Genomic DNA, 20,359 nt, shown 5'->3' with positions numbered 1-20,359 from the left:
GACAGGCTGAGCGCAGTCAATTTGAGGGCAATAAAAAACCCCGTAGACGTTAATCTACAGGGTTTCTAAGAGTGGAGGCCGAGGTCGGAATCGAACCGGCGTAGGCGGATTTGCAATCCGCTGCATAACCATTTTGCTACTCGGCCTCAAACGACAAATGCTCTGATCGCTAACATTCACCGCATAAAAACTTGAGTGGGCTATAAAACCCTGCCTCTACTCTAACTCATTGAATACATTGAAGTTTTTAATGCTTCGTTGCGTTCGATGGGCGCCATTATGTACTCATTTGCTTTTACCTGCAACCCCTTGATTTCAAAAATATTTCGTATTGGCATCAAGGGGTTGCGCACCTGCCCTACTCCTGGATGAGCTGTTGCTGATACTGCGGGTCAGCCTGGATCTGGGCGTCGGTGAAGGGCAGCGGGCGCAGTTTTTTCTCGGAGAAAGCGCGGGTCTGGTCCTTCGAATACCCAGAGGCAGGGTTGCTGGATTCGGAGAATGCCAATACGCCCAGGGCCTGCGGGCCGTGGTCGTCGAAGGTGACGATTTGCAAATAGCTGGTGCCGCTGACGACTTCGCGTTTGCCATCGGCACGTGGCACGGTTTGCATCGCGTTGTAGATGCCCAGCTGCTGCGGGCCGCCGTGCATCGGGGTTTGGCCGGAGACCTGGATGTCGCCCCAGCGGGTCAACCCAAGCTGGCTCACCGCCGCCATCGAGGCCAGCATGGCTTCGCGCAGGGCGTTGGCCACGGGTTCGCGCTCGATGGCCAGCCCACGCGGAGTGGTCAGCGGGTGCGCCGGGTCGAAGGCGACGCGCCAGGCGTCGGGGAGTGCCTGCAGGTGTTCGAACAGATTGATGAAGTGCACCAGGCCGACGCCGCTGTCGAGGTTGGCGTGTTGGTCCCAGTGTTTAAGGCTGATGCACAGTGGCTGCAATGTTGCCGCATCCGCGCCGAGGCGGTTGGCGCAGAACGCGAGCAGGTCGGGCATGACTTGGCTGGCGAGGTAGACCTCGTTGTCCATGACCATGTTTTGCAGGTCCGTCACCTTGATCGGTTGTTTGGCCAACGATTGCAGGCGCTGCAGGGCGAATCGGGCGCGTGGTCCCAGGCCGATATGATCCTGGCTGATCACCGGCGAAAACCCGGTCAACGGCGCCTTGGGGTTGGCCATCCACGCTGAATCATTGGCGTGTTGCACGTAGTCGGTGCGCTCCAGCTGCGGCAGGTCGGCGGCGGCGAAGATGCCGGGTTGGGCGGCACGCGGGTCGATGTCCCAGGCACAGGCGCTGCGGGAGCCGTCGAGCACGATCAGTTGCAGGCCGGCGCGCGGGTCACTGCATTGCGCAAGTTTGGCCGCGCTGACGTTGGGCACCACTGACAGGTTCATGTACAGGCTCTGGCCTTGGTCATCGGCGGCCAGGGTGTTGACCCACGGGATGCCTTGCAGGGTGTGCACCGAGGTTTGCAGCGCCTTGAGGCTGGTAGCGCGGTTCATGGCGTCCCACTGCTGCAGGACGCGGTCGTTGCCCAGGTTGGCGTCGCGCAGGCTGAAGGCATAGTGGCTGTCCCAATCCAGCTTGCCGGGCCATTGCACCACCGGGCCGAACTGCGAGCTGTACACCGTCTGCGCCTGCGGCCTCAGGCTGCCATCGGCCTGCTTGACCTGCACGGTGACGGAGGTTTTCTCCAGGGGAATGGATTGACCGTCGAGCAGGTAGCGCGTCGAATCCTTGGGATCAAGGGTCAGGCGGTAGAGGGTGAAATGCTTGGACGTGTCGACCGTGTGGGTCCAGGCCACATGCTGGTTGAATCCGATGTTGATCAGCGGCAAGCCTGGCAGCGCGGCGCCCATCACGTCCAGTTGGCCAGGGATGGTCAGGTGCATCTCATAAAAACGCATGCCGCCCACCCACGGGAAATGCGGGTTGGCCAACAGCATGCCACGGCCATTGAACGAACGATCACGGCCTACCGCGACGGCGTTACTGCCGCGGTCGAGGCTGAAACGCTGCTGGTTGGCCGATGCCTGTTCAAAGGCTTTCAAACCGGGTTTCACACTGGCAGTGGCTTGAGGCGGTGTGGCGCCAGCCAGGGCGTCGGCAAATTGCCCGACACCGCCTTCCACCAGCAGCCTGCGCGTCAGCTTGATCACGTCTTGCGCCACAAGCGGTCGAACCCACGCCGCCTGGCATTGTGCCGGCGCGCCCTGCTCTTTCAGGTAGCGGTTGTAGCCGGCGACGTAGCCTTCAATCCGCTGCTGTATCTGTGGCGTCTGGGCGTTCCAAAAAGCGCTCACCGCTTGGGGTGTATTCAGCCAGGTGAAAAACACATCGCTGACAAGGTTGTTGCGCTCCTCCAGGGTCGCCTGTTCGGGGCCGAAATACTTGGCGCGCTCGCCGCTCACCGTGACCACTTCGTTGGCCAGCAGGCACAGGTTGTCCTGGGCATAGGCGTAGCCGATGCCATAGCCCAGGCCGCGTTCGTCGTTGGCGCGAATGTGCGGCACCCCAAACGTGGTGCGGCGAATGTCCGCCGACGCCTGCGTCACTTGCTCGCGCGCCGACGCGGCAAGACTCGCCCCCAGCAACAGCCCCGCCACGCATACCCTGGACAACCGGTTGGAAATAATCACGCAAGCTCCACAGTCAAATTGAACACCCTCACAAGGGGCAGCTACCCCACCGTAAGGACGCAATGAACCGGGAATAATTTAGCCGCCGGACGCGTTTATTTAAGGCGTGCGCGCTGTGACAAAGTCGATACCGACAAAATTTCTACATCCAGCACTTCATGATTTCTGTCGCTCGTTCGTCTTATTAGGTAAGAGCGCCATCATTTTCCTGATCAGGCTCTGATAAGGAGTTTTTTGCATGTACAACTCGCAACTGCCCACGGACGGACATTCACCGGCCGCCGACGCCAATTACGGCAGCGGCGGCGCACACGCGTTCGGCAAAGCGCCTGAACAGCAAGGCAACCAGCGTATACGCCATTTGCTCAAGTGCTTCGGTTTGCGCACCAGCCTGATTCGGCTGAAGGTCATCGACGCCCTCCTCACCGCTGCCGACAACCAGCGCACCCTCGGGGTGCGCGGCGTGCACAGCCATTTGCTGGAGCTGGGCATTCCGTTGTCGTTTCTCAGCGTGCGTGAGGTGCTCAAACGCCTGTGCAGCGAGGGCGTGATCACCCTCAATGCCGATAAAAGCTACAGCCTCCATGAAGAGGCTGCCAAAGTGCTCGATGGTCGCGCCTGACTGACGCGATCAGAAGTTGGGCTTGACCTTGCGGCGCATGATGCCGTTGATCACTACCACGGTCACCGCCACGGCAATGGCGATGTACTGGAACGTTTTTTCGCTGATGACCCCAGTGTTCTGCAGGTAGGACAGGCCGAACATCGTCCCCAGCACCACAAGGGAAATCAGAATCGAATATTTCAAACGTTGCTTTTGGGTCATGACGGGGTTCCTGAACCTGATAAATGTATCCACTTTGTATCGCCGAACATGCCAAGCACATACCCAGTGACGGGGATGGATGAGGGTCGGCAGGGTCGTATGTTACAGGCGATGAAAAAGTTTGGCTTGTCCCACGCCTGATTGACCTTGTGAGCACCCTAGAGGATTTTCAAATGTTACGTCGAATCACACTGCTGATTCCATTGCTGATCATGCTGAGCATGAGCGGCTGCTTCTTTTTCCCACACGGCGGCGGTGGCGGCTGGCACGATCATCGCTACGACGGCGGCCCAGGCTACGAGCACCGCTGATCGCGCCTGCGCCCCGCTTTCCAGGCCGGAAACCGGGGCGCTCAGCCAGCATGCACCCAGCGCTGATGCAACCAACGCGCAAACGCATCCAGGGCAAACCCCAACAGCCCGATCAGCAGCACCATGGCCATCAGTTCCGAATAGGCCAGACGGTCCCGAGTGTCGAGGATGTAGTAGCCCAGCCCCGCACTGACCCCAAGCATTTCGCACGGCACCAGTACGATCCACAGGATACCGATGGCCAGGCGCACGCCGGTCAGCACATGCCCCACCACGCCGGGGATGATCACCCGCCGCAAGGTTTCCCAGCGCGTAGCGCTCAAACTCTTACTCAACTGCAGCCAACGCGGGTCCAGCTGACGCACGCCGGCAGCGGTGTTGAGCATGATCGGCCACACAGCCGCGAAGGCCAGCAGGAAATAGATCGGCTGGTCGCCTACGCCCATCAACATCACCACGATCGGCATCCACGACAGCGGCGAAATCATCCGCAGAAACTGGAAAGCCGGCGTGGTGGCCGCCTCCAGGTTGCGCGAACTGCCCACCAGCAGGCCCAGTGGCACGCCTACCCACAACGCCAGAAACAACCCGACGAAAATGCGTTTCAGGCTGACCGCGATGTGCAGGTACAGCTCGCTGCGCCCGAGCAGTTCCCACAAGCTGCTGAAGGTCGCCGCCACTGAAAAGCGCGCCGACAAGCCGTCGGCGTCGCCGAATACCTTGACGCCCAGCCACCACAAAAACAGCAAGCCTGCCAAGCCACTCAGCCCCAGCAACCAGCCCGGGATTCTGCCTTTATTCAAGCGCCAATCTCCTCGTGCCGTTCGTACCCATCCGGCAAACCGAAGGTCTTCATGCCGCCCACCGACTCGATGGCGTTACGCACAAAACGGTCGTCGACCAAGTCTTTGGCAACGAACGCCGGATCGAGGTCGGCGAGGAATTTCTTGTCGCCTTCAATCAGCGTGTCCTTCAAGCGCCGCACCAGTTCCTCGGTGTAGCTGGGGAATGGGTAAGGCTGGAAGTCGATGCGGTGTTCATCCCAATTGGCATGCTGGATCGCCCCGTCGGCCAGGTAGGCAGCACGGTCGGCGGCAGCGGGCGCGAGGACTTTGCTCAAGACTGGCTCGGCGTGTGGCGTGTAGCGGTTCGGGCCGTCTTTGGACAGCAGCTTCACCGCCTCTTCACGGTTGTCGCGCGTCCAGACCTGGGCCTTGACGATCGCATTCACGACCTTTTGCGACCATTCGGGGCGGTTGGTCAGGTCATGCTCGTGCATGAACACCACGCAGCACGCATGGTTGCGCCACACATCGCCGGTAAAGCGCTGCAGCCGGCCGACCTTGAGGTTTTCTGCCAGGGCGTTGAACGGCTCGGCGACGATATAGCCGTCGATGCGTTTGCTGGCCAGGGCCGGCGGCATGTCGGAAGGCGGCAACACGATGAGGTTGACCTCGTTGGCGGCAATCGCACTGCCGGCAGCACGCGCCACGGGGGTCAGGCCGTTATCACGGAACAACTGCTGCACGACTACGTTGTGGATCGAATACCAGAACGGAATCGCCACCGACTTGCCGCCCAGTTGCTTGACGTCGGTGATGCCCGGCGACACCGTCAGGCCGGAACCGCCGACGTGGTTCCAGGCCACAACCTTGGCAGGCACCTTGCTGCCATAGCGCGCCCACACCGTCATCGGCGACAACAGGTGAATCACGTTGACCTGTCCCGAAATGAACGCCTCGATCACCTGGGCCCAACTGCGCAGCAGCACCGGGCGCTCGGCCTTGATGCCTTCGGCTTCGAACAGGCCGTTGTTGTGTGCGACCAGCAGCGGCGTGGCGTCGGTGATCGGCAAATAACCGATGCGCACCGGCGCGTCCGGTTCGCTGGCAGCGCGCGCCTGCAAACTGCTCAGCAGCGGCATGGCACCGGCGGCACTGAGCACCGCCGAAAGTTTGAGAAAGTCACGGCGCGAGTGAGTGAGGTCATCCAGACACATGGTTGGGCTCCAGCAGTTCAAGGGGGTTGGGTTGAGGGCGGCTCGCCTGCCGTAAGGTTTTCAGAATGTCGATACGCAGCGCGCCGATGGCCTCGACCTGTTCTTCACGCGGCTGTGGCAGGTCAATGTGCCACTCGCCCAACGTCCGCGCCGGGCGGTTGCCCAGTAGCAGGATGCGGTCGGACAGCAGCAGCGCCTCGTCGATGTCGTGGGTGATCAGCACCGCCGCCGAACCTTGCTCGCGGTTGACCTTGAGCAGCAGGTGTTGCATGTCGGCGCGGGTGACTTCATCCAACGCGCCGAACGGCTCATCCAGCAACAGCACCTGTGGCTGGCGTGCCAGGCAGCGGGCCAATGCGGTGCGCTGGGCCATGCCGCCGGACAATTGCGCCGGAAACTGTTGGCGGGCATGTTCCAGCCCGACCGCAGCAATGGCGTGATCAACGCGACGGCGCCGCTCCTCGGTGCTCAAGTGCGGCTGGCGGGCGAAATCCAGGCCAAATGCGACGTTCTTTTCCAGGCTCAGCCAGGGCAACAGGCTGGGGTCCTGGAATGCCACTGCAACGCGCGGATGCGGGCCATTCAACGGCTCGCCCAGCACGCGCACGCTACCGCCCTGGGGCACCTGCAAACCGGCAAGCACACGCAACAGGCTGGATTTGCCGACGCCGCTGGGGCCCAGGATCGATACCACTTCGCCCGGTTGCAGCTGCAAATCAAACCCTTGCAACACGGGGCCGCTGGCATACCCAAGGCAAATGCCCTGGGCCGTCAATACCGCCTGGTTCATAGATTGGCCTGGCGATGCAACTCGGTGCGCAACTGCACCAGGCTTGGCGTCACGATCGGCACAAAGGCCGATTCACGCCAACGCCGTGCAAAACCGCTGCCGTGGGCGGTGAGGTAGGCCTTGCCGCCGCTGGCTTGCAGTTCAAGCTGCACGGCACTGGCGGCAGTTTCGGCGAGGGCAATCCGCAGCTTGAACAGCGGCACAGGCTCGGCCGCAAAGCGCCCGGCGAGCAGGCCCTTTTTCAGGTCGTTGACCAAGTGATCCAGGGTCACCCGCAGCGCTTCCAACTCATCGCGCAACACTGTACGACTCGACCCCAGGTGGTTGGCCACCTCCGCCAGCGAACGACGGGCCAGGCCAATGGACATGCCGCATTGCAAGCCCAGAAACGCCGGGCGTACCGCCGGCAGGAACTTGCGCGCATCTTCATGCAACAACCACTCACGGCTCAGCTCGACGCCTTCGAGGCCCAACGCGGCGGTGTTGCTCGACTGCAACCCCATCAGTTCGAGGTCGCGCGAGCGTTGCAAGCCGGCAACCGAATCGGGAATCGCCAGGATAAACGGCGCACCGCCCGCGGCATGCTCGATAGCGGCCGCCGCGACAAAGCCGTTCTTGCGTAAATTGGTCACCCAGTGCAGGCGGCCGTTGAGGGTCCAGCCGTCTTCGGTCGGCTCGGCGCTGATTTGCAGGGTCTCGATGCCCGACAAAAATTTCATCGCATTCGACAGGCCAGTCGCCCCGGCCAGCTTGCCGCTGAGCAAGTCCGGCAACAGGTGCTCGCGCAGTCGCTCATTGGGGCTTTGCAGCAAATATTCGATAAAGGAACGCTGGCCCCAGCAGACAAATGCCGCCGCCAGGGAATGGCTGGCGACATTGGCGATGGCGTCAACCGCGGCGGTGACGTCGCCGCCCAGGCCACCCAGCGCTTTGGGCACGCCGATACGTAAGACATTGGACTCTGCCAGCCTTGGCAGCACTTCCTGTGGATCGCAACTGCCCACATCCAGGGCCTGCGCTTGAACATCGAGCCAACGGCTCAAGATTGGGTCAAGCATTCATGTTTCTCCTTGTTACAGCAGGTGGACCATCGCCGACGCATGCGCGCTTCAGCTTGCCGGTTTTTCCCAACGGTATTGCGCCAGCTCCGGGTTCAGCGGTGTACGGGCAAACACGTTAGCGAAGTTGCACAGGGTTGCCAGGCTCACGCCCAAAATAACTTCCAGGGCCTGGCCTTCGGAATAACCGGCAGCACGGAACGCCCCGAAGCCTGCATCGCTGACATCACCGCGCGTGGCGATCACTTCGCGCGTAAAGGCGGCGAGTGTCTCATAGCGGGCATTGGGCAGTTCGCCGCGCTGGCGCAGCGCATCAATCACGTCTTCAGGCAGCTTGGCCTTGTTGCGCGCCACGGCGGTGTGGCCGGCAACGCAAAAATCACAGCCGTGGGTGGTGGCGGCAATCAGCTGCACCACTTCGCGGTCGGCCAGGCTCAATTCTGCCTTGGCGTTGAGGCCCGAAACCGTGATGTAGGTTTCCAGCGCAGCCGGTGCATTGGCCAATACGGCGAGCAGATTAGGGATGAAACCCGAGGCCTTCAGGGCGTTTTCGAGGAAGGGTTTGGCGGCTTCCGGCGCGGTTTCGGGGGTGAGCAACGGTACACGGGACATGGAGTGGTCTCCTGATGGATTCGTGTATCCAGTCTGTTGGTTATAAAAAATCGCCTCAATAGGCTAAAGTAGCGATTACTTGCTCTTGAGTCTTTCCGTTAGATGAATTCGTCCAGTGCACTTGTCGATTGGTTATTAGACAGCCTCGAACTCAACACCAGTCTGTTCCATGTCGGCCGCTATTGCGGTGACTGGCATGCGAGCACGCAAGGGCTGGCGAGGGCGAGCTTTCACCTGATCGTTCAGGGCCAATGCTGGCTGCATATCGATGGAGAATCCACCCCTCTGCAGCTGAACAATGGCGACGCGGTGTTTCTGTTGCGCGATTTGGCCTATCGTCTGTCCGGCGAGGCCACGGCCGCCGGCGCGCAGGAGTGCCCGCGCCGGCCAATGCTGCCGCTGGACAGCCTGGCCAGCGATGGCGTGGGCCTGGTCTGCGGGTTCTTTCACTTTCATTCGGGCTTGTCGGCCATGATCGTCGACACCCTGCCCGCCTGGATCATCCTGCGTGCCGGCGACCCGTCCCTAATCGCCGCACGCAACCTGTTCGAACTGATCCTGCAAGAATGCGAGCGCACACCGGCGCCCTCTTCGGCCTTGCTGGAACGTCTTTGCCACCTGCTGTTTCTGTACGTGCTGCGTCAACAGGTCATCGATAACCCCGAATTGGGCGGCCTTGCCGCACTGGGCCGGCAACCGGCGTTCGCCAACCTGCTGGAACAGTTGATCGCGCACCCCGCTGATGCCTGGACGCTGGAAAGCATGGCCGCCTGCACCGGGCTGTCGCGTTCGGCGTTTTTCAAGCGCTTCAACGAGTTGTGCGGGCAGTCGCCGGGGCAAGTGCTGTTGATGATGCGCATGCGCCACGCTTGCCAACTGTTCAAGCAAAACCAGACCGTGGCGGATGTGGCGCTGGCCGTGGGTTATCAATCGGTGGCGGCGTTTACCCGAGCGTTTTACAAGGTCACCGGGCAGCAACCCGGCGCCTATCGCAAGGCTCAAGCCTGACGTTGCAACCCATTGCCCGGCCGCGCGCACAGCTCCACCAGCCAATCGACCAATACCCGCACCCGGGGTGACAGCTGGCGGTGCGGCGGGTACAGCGCCGTCAGCGCTAATTGCGGCGGCTTGATCGCCCCCAACACCTCCACCAGGCTGCCGGCCTGCAGTTGCTGCATGACGTGGTAATAAGGCGTTTGCACCAGGCCATAGCCCGCTTCGCAGGCGGCGAGGTAACCATCGGCACTGTTGACGGCAACCTGCTTGGGCAGGTCCACCAGGCGCAGCGCCTGCCCTACTTGAAACTCCAGGCCATAGCGCTTGCCACTGCTGCTGGAGAAGTATTCCACCACCTGGTGGCCGGCCAGCGCTTCAAGGTTGGCGGGCACGCCGAAACGCTGCAGGTACGCGGGGCTGGCACAGGTCACCTGATCCATCATTGCCAGCGGACGCGCCACCAGCGAGTCGTCCAGCGCCAGGCCACCGCGCAGCACGCAGTCCACACCTTCGCGAATCAGGTCGACCGGGCGGTCGTTGAGGCCGATTTCCAGGTCGATGTTCGGGTAGCGAGTGGAAAATTCCGGCAGCGCGGGTATGACCAGAAATCGGCCGATGCCCGAGGGCATATCGACGCGTAATGTGCCACGCGGGCTGCCTCGGGTAGCGAACACCGCTTCGGTCTCTTCAAGGTCTGCCAGCAAGCTGACGCAGCGCTGGTAGTACGCGGCGCCATCCAGCGTCGGGCTGACTTGCCGGGTGGTGCGCTGCAGCAACTGCACGCCCAGGTGCGCTTCCAGTTGCTTGATCAGGATAGTGACCGAGGCGCGTGGCAGTTGCAGGCTGTCGGCGGCCTTGGCAAAGCCACCCAGTTCGACGATTCGGGTAAACACCCGCATGGCGTTAAATCGGTCCAAAGCCAGGCTCTCCCGTGGCATTGTTTAGAAAATCCTAATAGTGATAGCGGTTTTAGCCGCTTTATACCTCAGTTGTCGAGGAGAACAATGGGGGCCTTTCCCTTCCAAGGAGCTCTCCCGATGCATACTCGCCAACTCGGCAAAAACGGCCCTCACGTCTCCGCTATCGGCCTGGGCTGCATGGGCATGACTGATTTCTACACCACCGGCACCGATACCCGGGAAGCGATTGCAACCTTGCACCGCGCCCTGGAGTTGGGCGTCACGTTGCTCGACACCGCCGACATGTATGGCCCGCACACCAATGAGGCACTGATCGGCAAAGCCATCGCCGGCAAACGCGACCAGGTGTTTCTGGCGAGCAAATTCGGCTTTGTGCGTGACCCGGCCAACCCGTCGGCACGCGGTGTGAATGGCCGCCCCGAGTACATTCGCGAGGCCATTGACGGCACTTTGAAACGTCTGGGCATCGAAACGCTGGACCTGTATTACCAGCACCGCGTTGACCCCGACGTGGCAATCGAAGAAAGCGTCGGCGCGATGGCCGAGCTGGTCAAGCAAGGCAAGGTGCGTTACCTGGGCCTGAGTGAAGCCTCCGCGGCCAGCCTGGAGCGCGCACACAAGGTGCACCCGATCAGCGCCCTGCAAAGTGAATATTCGCTGTGGAGCCGCGACCAGGAAGACAACGGTTGCCTGGCCGCCTGCCAGCGCCTCGGCATCGCCTTTGTGCCTTACAGCCCGCTGGGGCGCGGGTTTCTCACCGGCGCGCTGAAAAGTCCGGAGGATTTCGCCGACGACGACTACCGCCGCTCCAGCCCGCGTTTTCAAGGTGAGAACTTTGCCAAAAACCTGCTGCTGGTGGAGCAAGTGAAAGCGCTGGCTGCGCAAAAAGGCGTGACAGCCGGGCAACTGGCGCTGGCCTGGGTGTTGGCACAGGGTGATTACCTGATCCCGATTCCGGGCACCAAGCAGCGCAAATACCTGGAAGAAAACGTGGCGGCCCTGGATATCAGCTTGAAACCTGCCGAATTGGCGGCGCTGACGTCGATCTTTCCGGTGGGTGCTACCGCGGGTTTGCGCTACACCGAAGCGTCAATGGGCCTGGTGAATAAATAGCCTGTGTGGTCAGGGCGCACCCACTGACGGTGCGCGCTGACTTTTCTTGCACGATGGTACCTCAAGCTCCTCCTTGCCAAGCCGATAGCCCGATGAAGCTCTAACACAGCCGCGTCGATAATAAACGCTTCGTAAGGACGACCTCATGCCCCCACTGCGCTCCATCCAAACTCGCTACACCCTGTTTCTGGTGCTGTTCGTCCTGGTGTTATTTGTGTTGACGGTGGTGGGGATCGGCCAGTTGGTCGCGCCCAAGCTGCGGCACACTGAAGAACAGGTGGTGCTCAACCGCATCGCGGAAGTAGCCGAACAGATTCAGGGCGAACTGAACAAGGTTCAGGCCCAGCAACGCAGCATCACCCAGACCATCCCCCTGCTCGACAGCGATGCCATCGACAAAGTCCTGCCCGGCCTGGTGGACCAGTACGGCGAGCTGAAAGTCTTCGGCGGCGGCATCTGGCCATTGCCGAATCAGCGCACGCCGGGGCGCAACAAGCACAGCACGTTCTGGCACCGCGATGCGTCGGGCAAGCTGGCAGTCAATACCTTCTGGAACAGCGACGCGGCGCCCAATTACTACGACCAGAGCTGGTACAAAGGCGGTCTCGCCTCACCGCGTGGCCAGTGCGCCTGGGCGGCGGCTTACAAAGACGACGCCAGCCAGGAGCCACGCACCAACTGTGCCATGGCCATCCAGCGCGACGGTGCCGCCTACGGCGTTGCCACCATTGACGTGACCCTGGGTTTCTTCAATGACCTGGTGGCCAGCAAAGAGAAAGACATCGGCGGGCAAATGCTGATCGTCGAGGGCGACGGCAAGATCATCAGCAACAGCACGCGCATCAGCGGCCCGGTGGTGTTGAAAAACATCAGCGAATTGGCTGGCACCTCGGCGTTTGCCGCTCAGGTCAGCAAGGCCCTCGCCCACCGCGACCAGGCCCAGCGCGCCGAATTCGACAACCAGGGCGTGGCCAGCACCTTTTACATGCGCCCGATCGAGGGCACGCCGTGGTTCCTGGCTACCGCCCTGCCGACCTCGCTGATCACCGCTCAGCGTGATGATGTGCTCGGCAGCCTGGCCCTGTTGCAAATTCCCATGGTGTTGCTGCTGGTGCTGCTGGCGTTCTATGCCATCCGCCAACTGGTGCAGCGCATGAAGTCGCTGAGCATCAATATCGACGCGCTGTCTGCCGGCGATGCCGACCTGACACGCCGCATCACCATCCGTGCGGAAGATGAAATGGGCGCTATCGGCCATTCGGTCAACCGCTTCATCATCTACCTGCAAAACATGATCGGTGAAGTGACCCTGGCCACGGGCGCCATGTCGACGGGGCTTGAGCAATTGCAGCAGACATCGGCGCAAACCAACCGGATTCTGGTGCGGCATGCCTCGGAGACCGATCAAACGGTCACGGCCATCACCGAAATGAGCTCCACTGCCGACACCGTGGCGCAGAACGCCGCTGAAACCGCCTCCTTCACCCAGCGCGCCAACGAACACGCGGACCGCTCACGGGTGGTGGTCGGAGAAGCGTCCACCAGCGTCAGCGCGTTGATCGGCGAAGTGGCCAGCGCCACCCACACCGTGGAAAACATGCGCCAGGACGCTGCTCGCATCACCGAAACCCTTGGCGTGATCGGCGCAATTGCCGGCCAGACCAACCTTCTGGCGTTGAACGCTGCGATTGAAGCGGCGCGGGCCGGTGAGCAAGGCCGTGGTTTTGCGGTGGTGGCCGACGAAGTCCGGGCGCTGGCGGCACGCACCCAGGCCAGCACCTCGCAGATCAACGAAATGCTCGCACGCCTGACCACCGGGGTCAGTTCGTCGGTGACCGCCATGGAAAACACCCAGGCCAGTTGCCAGTCGGCCGCGGATGCAACCGCGCGAGTCAACACTGGCCTGGACGAGATGGCCGGCTCGGTCAGCCATATCAACAACCTCAGCACTCAAATCGCCACTGCCGCCGAGCAGCAAAGCGCGGTGACCGAGGAGATCAACCGCAGCATGGTGCAGATCCGACATATGGTCGAAGAACTGGTGGAAAGTGGCCACGCCACTGAAACCAATACACAAAGCCTGCTGGACGCCAATGGCCGAGTGATTGCGTTGATGAGTCGCTTCAAGGTGCGCTGATAAATGCATGAAACACTCCCGTGCAAAACACGGGAGTGCGACTATTCTGACAGCTCCTAGTGCAAAGTCTCGCCACACAGGAGGTGTGTCATGCACGCTGTCGAGCATTCGAGCCGCTTGGAGCGGATCATTCAGGAACGGTTTATCGAAGCCCCCATTGATGTCGTTTACGACTACGTGACCCAGCCTGACCGCTGGCACGAGTGGCACCCCACTTCCCTCAGTGCCGACACCGGTACCACCGGCTCACTCCCGGCCGGCACCCGCTTTACCGAAGTCATCGACCTGCTGGGTGTGCGTGTGCCCATGAGTTATCGCGTGCAAATCGCCCGCCATCCAACTGAATTCAAGACTGTGTTCACTTCCCTGGCCGTGGACGGCGCCATTCACTATTTCTTGCAGCCCCATCGCGGTGGCACGCTGTTCAAGCGCGTATTGACCTACGAAACCGAGCTGCAACTGGCCACCTTGCATGAGCGCATGGTCGAGCTGTCCGACATTGCCCTGGACCAGCTCAAGCATCGGCTGGAAAACGCGCCCTTCGTATAATTTGGAAACATTACTGGCACCTTCTTCGACCTGTAGACGCTGGCTTGCCTGCGATGACGTCGTCATGATCGCCCCCCATTCCGACGACGTCCCCTTGCTCACGAGACCCGCATGAAAAACCCATTGCGACTGGCCCTGCTTTCAGCCCTGCTCACCTCCAGCCTGGCCCAGGCTGCCGAGCTGATCCCTATCGACGTACACCGCGACGCCAACTGCGGCTGCTGCAAAAAGTGGATCAGTCACCTGCAAAGCAACGGGTTCAAAGTCAACGACCATGTCGAAGCCGACATGAGTGCCGTCAAGCAGCGCCTGGGCGTGGCACCGCGCCTGGGCTCGTGCCACACCGCCGTGATCGACGGCAAATTCGTCGAAGGCCATGTGCCCGCCGAACAGGTGCTGGCCTTGCGCAAGCGCGACGACTTGCTCGGCATCGCGGCGCCGGGCATGCCCATGGGGTCACCGGGCATGGAGATGGGCGGCAAAAGCGACGCCTATCAGGTCATCGGCCTGACCCGTGAAGGCAAAGACGTGGTGGTGGCCGACTACCCGGCCCATTGAGTCGTGCTCACCGGTTACCTGGGCCTTTTCTTCGCCGCCTTCGGGGCCGCCACGCTGTTGCCGTTGCAATCGGAAGCAGTGCTGGTGGGCCTGTTGATCAGCGGCCATTACAGCCTGTGGTGGCTGCTCGCGCTTGCCACCGTTGGCAACGTATTGGGCTCGGTGGTGAATTGGTGGCTGGGGCGCTCGGTCGAGCGTTTCAAGGGACGGCGCTGGTTTCCGGTCAGCCCGCGGCACCTGGAAAAGGCCCGCGCGCACTACCAGCGCTGGGGGCATTGGTCGTTGTTGCTCAGTTGGCTGCCGATTATCGGCGACCCGCTGACCCTGGTGGCTGGCGTCATGCGTGAGCCGTTCTGGCGCTTTCTGCTGCTGGTCAGCGTGGCCAAGGGCGCGCGATACGCGGTGCTGGCGCTCGTGACGCTGAGCCAGCTCACGCACCGGTAGCGCGGGACCACTGGTCGACACTGTCAAATCTGACAGCTAGACGCGAGCCCGGTCGGGCCCTTAATTTCCTATGCATACGCACGGTTATGCGGGCATTCCCCGTAGGAATCTTCTGTTTATCCGCGCGGTTGAGCTGTGCCTATCGGCAGTTCCAAGGGGTTAATCCTCGATTAATCGCTTGCCGACAGCATCCGATTTTCACTGCGGAGCCCACCATGCAAGCCAAGCGTATGTTCTATCTCAGCGGCCTGTTACTCGCCGCCACCCTTACCGGATGCGCCACCGGCAAACACGACACCTACGGTCCCGAGCTGCAGGGGTTCAAATACCCCTACCCGGTGGAACGGTTCAAATTCGTGTCTCAAGGCCAAACCCTGCAAATGGGGTACATGGACGTTGCCCCCAAAGGCACGCCCAATGGCCGCAGCATTGTGCTGATGCACGGCAAGAACTTCTGCGCCGCCACCTGGGAAGGCTCGATCAAACCGCTCAGCGAAGCCGGTTATCGGGTGGTAGTGCCGGACCAGATCGGCTTTTGTACCTCCAGCAAGCCTGATCACTACCAATACAGCTTCCAGCAGCTGGCGATCAACACCCATCAATTGCTGCAAAAGCTTGGCATTCAAAAGGCCACGGTCCTGGGCCATTCCGCCGGCGGCATGCTTGCCACCCGCTACGCCTTGCTCTACCCACAGCAAACCGACCAACTGGTGATGGTCAACCCCATCGGCCTGGAGGACTGGAAAGCCCTCGGTGTGCCATACCGTACCGTCGACCAGTGGGCTCAGTCAGAGAGCCGACTGACCTACCAAAGCGTGCGCGCCTATCAACAGCGCCATTATTACGCGGGGCGCTGGGAACCGGCCTTCGACCGTTGGGTGGACATGCTGGTAGGGCTGACCAATGGCTCCGGCCACGCGGAGGTGGTGCGCAATTCAGCCGCGCTGTACGACATGCTCTTCACCCAGCCGGTGTACTACGAGTTCAAAAACCTGCAGGTGCCGACGCTGCTGCTGATTGGCACCGAGGACACCACGGCCCTCAACAGTGACCTGGCGTCGCCGCAAGTGCAGGCGAAAATCGGCAACTACAAGGTGCTGGGCAAGCAAGTCGCTCAATTTATACCGCGTGCCACGCTGGTGGAATTCGACGGCCTGGGCCACTCGCCACAAGTGGAAGACCCTGAACGGTTCAACGCGGCGTTGCTGCAGGGTCTGAGCGCGCCCTGAAGCGATTATCGCAGGGGCGCTGGCTGATCACGCGGCGCTCCGTTAATCCTCGCTTAATCCCCTCGCCACAGCATCCGAGACACTGTTTTCGGAGCCTGACCCATGACGTTGATCCGCTCACTGTGCGCTGCCAGCCTGTTGCTGAGCACTGCCGTCCCCGCCTTCGCCGCCACTGAAGGCCCGGCCTATGGCCCCGAGCTGCAAGGCTTCAAGTACCCCTATCCCGTCGAGCATTTCAACTTTGAGTCCCAGGGCAAAAGCCTGCAGATGGGTTATATGGACGTGCCCGCCCAAGGCAAGGCCAACGGGCGCGCCGTGGTACTGATGCATGGCAAGAATTTTTGCGGCGCCACCTGGGATGAATCGATTAAAGCCTTGAGCGGCGCCGGTTACCGGGTGATCGCGCCCGACCAGATCGGCTTCTGCACGTCCAGCAAGCCCGACCACTACCAATACAGTTTCCAGCAACTGGCGCTCAACACCCACCAACTGCTGGATAAACTCGGCATTCAAAAGGCCGCCATCGTCGGCCACTCCACCGGCGGCATGCTTGCCACCCGCTACGCGCTGTTGTACCCGGCGCAGACCGAGCAACTGGCGCTGGTCAACCCGCTCGGCCTGGAAGACTGGAAAGCGCTGGGCGTGCCCTATCGCAGCGTTGACCAATGGTATGAACGCGAGCTGAAACTGAGCGCCGACGGCATTCGCCAGTATGAACTCAATACTTACTACGTCGGGCGCTGGAAGCCTGAGTACGACCGTTGGGTCGACATGCTCACCGGTTTGAACAAAGGCCCGGGGCACACCCAGGTGGCATGGAACTCGGCGTTGATTTACGACATGATCTTCACCCAGCCGGTGTACTACGAGCTCAAGGATTTGCAGATGCCCACGCTGCTGCTGATCGGCACGTCCGATACCACCGCCATCGGCAGCGATATCGCGCCGCCGGCGGTCAAGGCCAGGCTCGGTCATTACGACGTGCTCGGCAAGCAAGTGGCCAAGTTGATCCCCCGCGCAACCCTGGTGGAATTCCCGGGCCTTGGGCACGCGCCGCAGATGGAAGAGCCAGTTAAGTTTAATCAGACGCTGTTGCAGGGGTTGAACGCCCTTTAATCCAACCTTTTTCGAGGCACTCGTGAATGTCGGTACAGATCGCAGTCATTGATGATTGGCAGGATGTAGCCAGTGGCGTGGTGGATTGGTCGGTGCTGCAGTCGGTGGGCCAGGTGCATTTCCTGCACGACTACCCGGCGGACACTGCGTTGATGATTGAGCGCTTGAAGGGCTTTGAAGTGATTTGCGTGATGCGCGAACGCTCGACCTTCGACAGGGCTCTGCTGGAGGGCCTGCCCCGGCTGAAATTGCTGGTGACCGGCGGCATGCGCAATGCCGCCATCGACATGGCGGCGGCCAAGGCCTTGGGAATCCAGGTGTGCGGCACCGACAGTTATAAGCAGGCGGCGCCGGAATTGACCTGGGCACTGATCATGGCCTCGACCCGCAACCTGTTGGTCGAGGCCAATGCGGTGCGCGACGGCGGCTGGCAGGTTGGCCTGGGCGGTGATCTGTATGGCAAGACCCTGGGAATCCTGGGGTTGGGCAGCATTGGCCAGAAGGTCGCGCAATTTGCCCAGGTGTTCGGCATGCGCGTGATTGCCTGGAGTGAAAACCTCACGCCAGAACGTGCGGCCGAGTCGGGAGTGACCTGGGTCAGCAAGCGTGAGCTGTTTGAACAGGCCGACATCCTGACTGTGCATCTGGTACTCAGCGATCGCAGCCGTGGCCTGGTGGATGCCCAGGCGCTGGGCTGGATGAAGCCGACCGCACGGCTGGTGAATACGGCGCGCGGGCCGATCGTGGACGAACAGGCACTGGTGCAGGCCTTGTCCACCGGACGCCTGGCCGGGGCGGCGCTGGACGTGTATAGCCAAGAGCCACTGCCTGCGGAGCATCCGTTTCGGCGCTTGCCCAATGTATTGGCCACGCCGCATGTGGGTTACGTGAGCGAGCAGAATTACCGGCAGTTCTACCAGCAGATGATCGAGGCTATCCAGGCCTGGGCCGGCGGCATGCCCATTCGCGTGCTCGGGTAGCGCACCAATCAAGGGCGTACGCACTGCTGTGGCGAGGTGCGTGCACCCGCTGGTGCGCGCGCAGCGGCCTCTGGCTCGACCGCAGAACATCGGGCGGTGTTGCAACCCGGCGCGAACAAACTTTGGGCCCAGGCCTTGCTGGACAGCCCCCGCGATCAGCGCAAGCATTCAACCTTGCATAAGGTTAAAAGTTTTTTGTCCTACAAAATTCCCGCATAAACCCTACAGGCTCTAGGATCTGGCCTAGACTCATGACCGATGGGTCCGTTCCAAAATAAAAACCCCGCAAAAAATCGAAACTTTCCAACTCTGCCGTAGGTCCAGTTTTTAAGGGAGGCGAGTGCACGCGGTTCACGCCAAATGCCCGTCCATCCACTCTTTTTTAGCAATGAGTGCAACTGGCATACGCCTTGCCAGTTTGTACAGTGCTTGTGCGCCTGGCCGCAGGATGCGGTCTTCGGAGCCGATGGCAGCGGGCCATTAGCCAACCAGACATGTCGGAGAGAATTATGATCAGTGCTGCAGTAGATACTCAGGGAGAGCGTTTTAGTCAGCCGGTAGGGGGGCCCACTGCGTTGGCCGACCTGCCTAACACTGTGCGGCCGATCGTGAGTCAGAACCCGAATCGAAAGAAAGTCCTGTTCGTCACCTCCGAATTCGCCGACCTGGTGAAAACCGGCGGCCTGGGCGACGTGTCCGCCGCCCTGCCCCGCGCCATGGCGCACCTGCACGACGTGCGCGTGTTGATTCCGGGTTATCCGCAAGTGATGGAAAGCGACAACCCGATCCATATCATCGGCGAACTGGGTGGCCATGCAGCGCTGCCGCCGTGCAAGATCGGGCGCATGGATCTCAAGGATGGCCTGGTCATCTATGTCCTGATCTGCCCCGAGCTGTATGAGCGCGAAGGCACGCCGTACGGCGCCAACAACGGGCGCGACTGGCCGGACAACCATATTCGCTTCGCACGCCTGGGCCTGGCCGCCGCCGACATGGCCGCCAACCTCGCACAGATCCACTGGTGCCCGGACCTGGTGCACGCCCATGACTGGCCAGCAGGCCTGGCACCGGCGTACATGCACTGGCGTGGTTCGCGTACGCCAACGCTGTTCACCATTCATAACCTTGCCTACCAAGGCGTGGTCAGCCTGGCTTCCACCCCTGAACTGGGGATTCCGCCGCATGCCCTGCAACAGGAAGGCATGGAGTTCTACGGCAAAATGTCGTTCCTCAAGGCCGGCATGGCGTATTCCAGCCACATCACCACCGTGAGCGCCACTTACGCCCAGGAAATCACCACGCCGGAATTCGGTTGCGGCCTCGACGGCTTCCTGGCGAGCAAGACTCAACAAGGCCTGCTCAGTGGCATCCCGAACGGTATCGACGAAAGCTGGGAAACCTCCACTGACACGCACCTGACCCACAACTTCAACATTGGTGACTGGGAAGGCAAAGCCATCAACGCCGCCCATGTGCGCGAGTTGTTCGGCCTGCACGACTCCACCGGCCCGCTGTTTGCGGTGGTTTCGCGCCTGGTGTACCAAAAAGGCCTGGACCTCACCGAGGCGGTCAGCAGCTTTATCGTTGAGAACGGTGGCCAGATTGCCATCATCGGCCGCGGCGAACCTGAAGAAGAACACGCCATGCGTGAGCTGGCCCTGCGGTTCCCGGGCCAGGTGGGCGTGCGCATCGGTTTCAACGAAACCGATGCCCGCCGCATGTTCGCCGGCAGTGACTTCCTGCTGATGCCATCGCGCTATGAGCCCTGCGGCTTGAGCCAGATGTACGCCCAGCGCTTCGGCTCGCTGCCAGTGGCGCGCAATACCGGTGGCCTGGCCGACACCATTGAAAATGGCGTTACCGGGTTTCTGTTCAACGAGTCCACGGTTGAAAGCTACAAGGAAGCGTTGAGCCGCGCCTTCAGGGTATTTGCCAATACCGGCCTGCTCAATGCGATGCGCAGCCGCGCCATGACGCAGCCGTTCAACTGGTCTCAGGCGGTGGAACCCTACGCCGAACTGTACGAACAGCTTGTGGTTAAAGCACTGGGGAAATCGAACAAATAATCAAGGGAGGGCTTCAT

At 61.3% G+C, this 20,359-nt stretch carries 20 protein-coding genes and 1 tRNA gene; 12 read left to right on the top strand and 9 right to left on the bottom strand.

Annotated elements, in window-relative coordinates; genetic code table 11:
* Window positions 1-72: 72 nt before the first annotated feature.
* Window positions 73-146: transfer RNA gene (locus AACV02_RS13295), tRNA-Cys, on the bottom strand.
* Window positions 147-358: 212 nt separating this feature from the next.
* Window positions 359-2,638, bottom strand: a complete 2,280-nt coding sequence (pvdQ, locus tag AACV02_RS13290; RefSeq protein ID WP_119740171.1) for a bifunctional acylase PvdQ — start codon at window positions 2,636-2,638, stop codon at window positions 359-361.
* Window positions 2,639-2,876: 238 nt separating this feature from the next.
* Between pvdQ and AACV02_RS13285 the strand changes: the two genes are divergently transcribed.
* Entirely contained in the window at window positions 2,877-3,260 is a 384-nt protein-coding gene (locus AACV02_RS13285; protein ID WP_119740169.1) for a fe2+ zn2+ uptake regulation protein, read from the top strand.
* Window positions 3,261-3,269: 9 nt separating this feature from the next.
* On the opposite strand, the gene AACV02_RS13280 is transcribed toward AACV02_RS13285, so the two are convergent.
* Window positions 3,270-3,464 (bottom strand): hypothetical protein, encoded by a 195-nt coding sequence (locus AACV02_RS13280; RefSeq protein ID WP_053255884.1) that lies wholly within the window; start codon window positions 3,462-3,464, stop codon window positions 3,270-3,272.
* 173 nt (window positions 3,465-3,637) lie between these two features.
* Between AACV02_RS13280 and AACV02_RS13275 the strand changes: the two genes are divergently transcribed.
* The gene (locus AACV02_RS13275; protein ID WP_164487942.1) at window positions 3,638-3,775 is read left to right on the top strand and encodes a hypothetical protein; all 138 of its coding nucleotides are present in this window, start codon (window positions 3,638-3,640) and stop codon (window positions 3,773-3,775) included.
* 41 nt (window positions 3,776-3,816) lie between these two features.
* Here AACV02_RS13275 and AACV02_RS13270 read toward each other — a convergent pair whose 3' ends face one another.
* The 5 genes from AACV02_RS13270 to AACV02_RS13250 are packed head-to-tail and all read right to left on the bottom strand — an operon-like array spanning window position 3,817 to window position 8,234.
* A complete protein-coding gene (locus AACV02_RS13270) occupies window positions 3,817-4,563 on the bottom strand; it encodes an ABC transporter permease (protein WP_372239330.1) in 747 nt (248 codons plus the stop codon).
* A gap of 11 nt (window positions 4,564-4,574) precedes the next feature.
* The gene (locus AACV02_RS13265) at window positions 4,575-5,774 is read right to left on the bottom strand and encodes an ABC transporter substrate-binding protein (RefSeq protein WP_119740165.1); all 1,200 of its coding nucleotides are present in this window, start codon (window positions 5,772-5,774) and stop codon (window positions 4,575-4,577) included.
* Window positions 5,761-6,564: an ABC transporter ATP-binding protein gene (locus AACV02_RS13260; RefSeq protein ID WP_119740163.1), complete on the bottom strand. Its 804-nt coding sequence runs from the start codon at window positions 6,562-6,564 to the stop codon at window positions 5,761-5,763. The genes AACV02_RS13265 and AACV02_RS13260 overlap by 14 nt, the downstream gene beginning before the upstream one ends.
* The gene (locus AACV02_RS13255) at window positions 6,561-7,622 is read right to left on the bottom strand and encodes an acyl-CoA dehydrogenase family protein (RefSeq protein ID WP_106579080.1); all 1,062 of its coding nucleotides are present in this window, start codon (window positions 7,620-7,622) and stop codon (window positions 6,561-6,563) included. The genes AACV02_RS13260 and AACV02_RS13255 overlap by 4 nt, the downstream gene beginning before the upstream one ends.
* Window positions 7,623-7,673: 51 nt before the next feature.
* Entirely contained in the window at window positions 7,674-8,234 is a 561-nt protein-coding gene (locus AACV02_RS13250) for a carboxymuconolactone decarboxylase family protein (RefSeq protein WP_119740161.1), read from the bottom strand.
* Between the two features lie 102 nt (window positions 8,235-8,336).
* Here AACV02_RS13250 and AACV02_RS13245 point away from each other — a divergent pair, with 102 nt between their 5' ends.
* Entirely contained in the window at window positions 8,337-9,242 is a 906-nt protein-coding gene (locus AACV02_RS13245; RefSeq protein ID WP_119740158.1) for an AraC family transcriptional regulator, read from the top strand.
* Here the strand turns inward: AACV02_RS13245 and AACV02_RS13240 are convergent.
* Window positions 9,233-10,147 carry a LysR family transcriptional regulator gene (locus tag AACV02_RS13240; RefSeq protein ID WP_119740824.1) on the bottom strand — a complete coding sequence of 305 codons (915 nt, stop codon included), beginning with the start codon at window positions 10,145-10,147 and terminating at the stop codon, window positions 9,233-9,235. The two genes, AACV02_RS13245 and AACV02_RS13240, sit on opposite strands and share 10 nt — an antisense overlap.
* 120 nt (window positions 10,148-10,267) lie before the next feature.
* On the opposite strand from AACV02_RS13240, the gene AACV02_RS13235 reads away from it, so the two are divergent.
* The 9 genes from AACV02_RS13235 (at window position 10,268) to glgA (ending at window position 20,342) form a co-directional block, all read left to right on the top strand.
* The gene (locus AACV02_RS13235) at window positions 10,268-11,263 is read left to right on the top strand and encodes an aldo/keto reductase (RefSeq protein WP_119740156.1); all 996 of its coding nucleotides are present in this window, start codon (window positions 10,268-10,270) and stop codon (window positions 11,261-11,263) included.
* A 145-nt stretch (window positions 11,264-11,408) separates the two neighbouring features.
* Window positions 11,409-13,400 (top strand): methyl-accepting chemotaxis protein, encoded by a 1,992-nt coding sequence (locus tag AACV02_RS13230; RefSeq protein WP_119740154.1) that lies wholly within the window; start codon window positions 11,409-11,411, stop codon window positions 13,398-13,400.
* A gap of 90 nt (window positions 13,401-13,490) precedes the next feature.
* On the top strand, window positions 13,491-13,949 hold the full coding sequence (locus AACV02_RS13225) for an SRPBCC family protein (protein ID WP_119740152.1): 459 nt from the start codon (window positions 13,491-13,493) through the stop codon (window positions 13,947-13,949).
* A 111-nt stretch (window positions 13,950-14,060) separates the two neighbouring features.
* Entirely contained in the window at window positions 14,061-14,507 is a 447-nt protein-coding gene (locus AACV02_RS13220; protein ID WP_106579073.1) for a DUF411 domain-containing protein, read from the top strand.
* 3 nt (window positions 14,508-14,510) lie between these two features.
* Window positions 14,511-14,951: a YqaA family protein gene (locus tag AACV02_RS13215; RefSeq protein WP_119740150.1), complete on the top strand. Its 441-nt coding sequence runs from the start codon at window positions 14,511-14,513 to the stop codon at window positions 14,949-14,951.
* Between the two features lie 215 nt (window positions 14,952-15,166).
* The gene (locus tag AACV02_RS13210) at window positions 15,167-16,180 is read left to right on the top strand and encodes an alpha/beta fold hydrolase (RefSeq protein ID WP_119740147.1); all 1,014 of its coding nucleotides are present in this window, start codon (window positions 15,167-15,169) and stop codon (window positions 16,178-16,180) included.
* A gap of 102 nt (window positions 16,181-16,282) precedes the next feature.
* On the top strand, window positions 16,283-17,296 hold the full coding sequence (locus tag AACV02_RS13205; protein WP_119740145.1) for an alpha/beta fold hydrolase: 1,014 nt from the start codon (window positions 16,283-16,285) through the stop codon (window positions 17,294-17,296).
* Window positions 17,297-17,322: 26 nt separating this feature from the next.
* On the top strand, window positions 17,323-18,276 hold the full coding sequence (locus tag AACV02_RS13200; protein ID WP_119740143.1) for a D-2-hydroxyacid dehydrogenase family protein: 954 nt from the start codon (window positions 17,323-17,325) through the stop codon (window positions 18,274-18,276).
* 509 nt (window positions 18,277-18,785) lie between these two features.
* On the top strand, window positions 18,786-20,342 hold the full coding sequence (glgA, locus tag AACV02_RS13195) for a glycogen synthase GlgA (RefSeq protein WP_106579068.1): 1,557 nt from the start codon (window positions 18,786-18,788) through the stop codon (window positions 20,340-20,342).
* Window positions 20,343-20,359 lie beyond the last annotated feature (17 nt).

The organism is Pseudomonas sp. Larv2_ips, from assembly GCF_963879675.1.
Classification (GTDB): Bacteria; Pseudomonadota; Gammaproteobacteria; order Pseudomonadales; family Pseudomonadaceae; genus Aquipseudomonas.
This window is presented reverse-complemented; position numbering and strand designations above follow the sequence as displayed.